Raw genomic sequence first — 2,112 nt, forward strand, 5'->3', positions numbered from 1 at the left:
ATCAAATCAAGAGCTTGGTGGAAAAACTTCGTCAAACCAAGACACCATCCCTCTTTGTAGAGTCAAGTGTTGATGACCGTCCTATGAAGACCGTCTCTCAAGACACCAACATTCCTATCTATGCCAAAATCTTTACCGACTCAATCGCTGAAGAAGGTCAAGAAGGAGACAGCTACTACAGCATGATGAAATACAATCTTGATAAAATCGCTGAAGGATTAGCTAAATAATCTAAAAAAGGTCTTTCATAATGACAGACCTTTTTCTGATGTCTTTTTCGGTCAAATGATTGGCAAATTTCTCTTCATAGGAGTACAATGAAAGAAAAAAGATTGGAGTAAATCGATGACCACATTTCTCGGAAATCCTGTAACCTTTACAGGTAAACAACTGCAGATTGGAGACAAAGCGCTTGACTTTTCTCTCACTACAACGGATCTCTCTAAAAAAACGCTGGCTGACTTTGATGGAAAGAAAAAAGTCTTGAGTATTGTTCCTTCTATCGATACCGGCATCTGTTCAACGCAAACGCGTCGTTTCAACCAAGAACTTGCTAACCTTGACAACACGGTCGTCCTCACTATTTCTATGGATCTCCCATTTGCTCAAGGGCGCTGGTGTGGAGCAGAAGGTCTTGACAATGCCATCATGCTTTCAGACTACTTTGACCATTCTTTCGGCCGTGACTACGCTCTCCTCATCAATGAGTGGCACCTCCTTGCCCGGGCAGTTCTTGTCCTTGATACTGATAACATCATCCGTTACGTCGAATATGTAGACAATATCAACACAGAACCCGACTTTGAAAAAGCAATCGCTGCCGTTAAAGCATTAGACTAAAACAAGGATTTTTATGACTGAAAGCTAGAGAAATCTAGCTTTTTTTGCTATACTAAAGGTAATGATAAATAAAAATAATAGACTAACTCCAAATAAAGAAGACTATCTTAAGTGCATTTACGAGATTAGCATCGTTTCTCGTAAAATCACTAATAAAGAAATTGCGGCGCGCATGCAGGTATCTCCTCCTGCTGTGACAGAAATGATTAAGCGGATGAAGAGTGAAAACCTCATCCTCAAGGACAAGGAATGTGGTTATCAACTGACTGACCTAGGGCTAAAACTGGTCTCAGAGCTCTACCGTAAACACCGCTTAATCGAAGTTTTTCTAGTTCATCACCTCAACTATACTAGCGACCAAATCCACAAGGAAGCCGAAGTTTTAGAACATAGTGTATCAGATTTTTTTGTGGAACGACTAGACTCCATGCTAGGTTTTCCCAAGACCTGCCCTCACGGAGGGACTATTCCTGCCAAGGGAGAACTCTTGGTGGAAATTAATAATCTCCCTCTTGCAGCTATCAAAGAAACTGGTTCCTACCTCCTCACACGGGTCCATGATAGTTTTGAACTGCTCCACTACTTGGACAAACACTCAATTCAGATTGGTGACACTCTCCAAATCAAACAATTCGATGGATTTACCAATACCTTCACTCTGGTTTGTAAAGGAGAAGACTTGCAAGTAAGTTTGGACATCGCCAACCAACTCTATGTTGAAAAAATTGATTAAGCTCTTATTCCTGAAGGCAACTCCCTTCAGGGATTTTTATCATTTTTCTTGAATTCCCTATGAATTTGAAGTAGAATAAAGCTAGATAAAAGAGGGAGGTCTTGTCATGAAAAAACTCTTTAGAATCCATTTTACAGCAATTGCAGTCATGGATTTGCTACTGTTTGCATTTTTTAGCACTAGACCCGAGACAGCTTTAGACTGGCTCTTACTCACTGGTTTTATGTTCCTCCTTGCTCAGGGGCTACTGCTATCTCGCTTGGTCTTCCGACTCAAAAAACATTTCTCTGAGATTTATCCTCAGATGAACAAAAAAATTCGCTTCTACTATTCAGGGGTGCTTACCATTGATTTTCTATTTTTTGTGCTCTTATCCTTCATTAGTTCTCAGCGATTTTCCACTCTTATGCCAATCGTCACTGCTTGTCATTCTACTTTATATTATAGGACAGCTGACTACCTAAGAGAAAGCTACCCAGACGATTTTGGCAAACACCTCTCTTTCTGGAATTGTTTGTAAGGAAAAACCAAGCTCGCAA

The 2,112-nt window shown here is 40.3% G+C and carries 4 protein-coding genes; all 4 read left to right on the plus strand.

Features of this window, described 5'->3' with window-relative positions; all coding sequences use genetic code 11:
- The coding region (locus tag SORDD16_RS12010; RefSeq protein ID WP_241734047.1) for a metal ABC transporter solute-binding protein, Zn/Mn family at positions 1 to 230 on the plus strand (230 nt) is incomplete at its 5' end.
- Between the two features lie 115 nt (positions 231 to 345).
- Positions 346 to 840: a thiol peroxidase gene (tpx, locus tag SORDD16_RS09035; protein WP_061453188.1), complete on the plus strand. Its 495-nt coding sequence runs from the start codon at positions 346 to 348 to the stop codon at positions 838 to 840.
- Between the two features lie 61 nt (positions 841 to 901).
- Positions 902 to 1,573, plus strand: coding sequence for a metal-dependent transcriptional regulator (locus SORDD16_RS09040; protein WP_061453189.1), 672 nt, complete (start codon positions 902 to 904; stop codon positions 1,571 to 1,573).
- Positions 1,574 to 1,679: 106 nt separating this feature from the next.
- Positions 1,680 to 2,093 carry a hypothetical protein gene (locus SORDD16_RS09045; RefSeq protein WP_061453190.1) on the plus strand — a complete coding sequence of 138 codons (414 nt, stop codon included), beginning with the start codon at positions 1,680 to 1,682 and terminating at the stop codon, positions 2,091 to 2,093.
- The last annotated feature ends 19 nt before the right edge of the window (positions 2,094 to 2,112 follow it).

Source organism: Streptococcus oralis (assembly GCF_001578945.1).
In the GTDB taxonomy this organism is placed as follows: domain Bacteria; phylum Bacillota; class Bacilli; order Lactobacillales; family Streptococcaceae; genus Streptococcus; species Streptococcus oralis_Q.

Excerpts from the sequence above, each read along its gene's own strand:
- tpx (WP_061453188.1), top strand. The coding sequence starts at position 346 with ATGACCACATTTCTCGGAAATCCTGTAACCTTTACAGGTAAACAACTG.
- SORDD16_RS09045 (WP_061453190.1), top strand. The coding sequence starts at position 1,680 with ATGAAAAAACTCTTTAGAATCCATTTTACAGCAATTGCAGTCATGGAT.
- SORDD16_RS09040 (WP_061453189.1), top strand. The coding sequence starts at position 902 with ATGATAAATAAAAATAATAGACTAACTCCAAATAAAGAAGACTATCTT.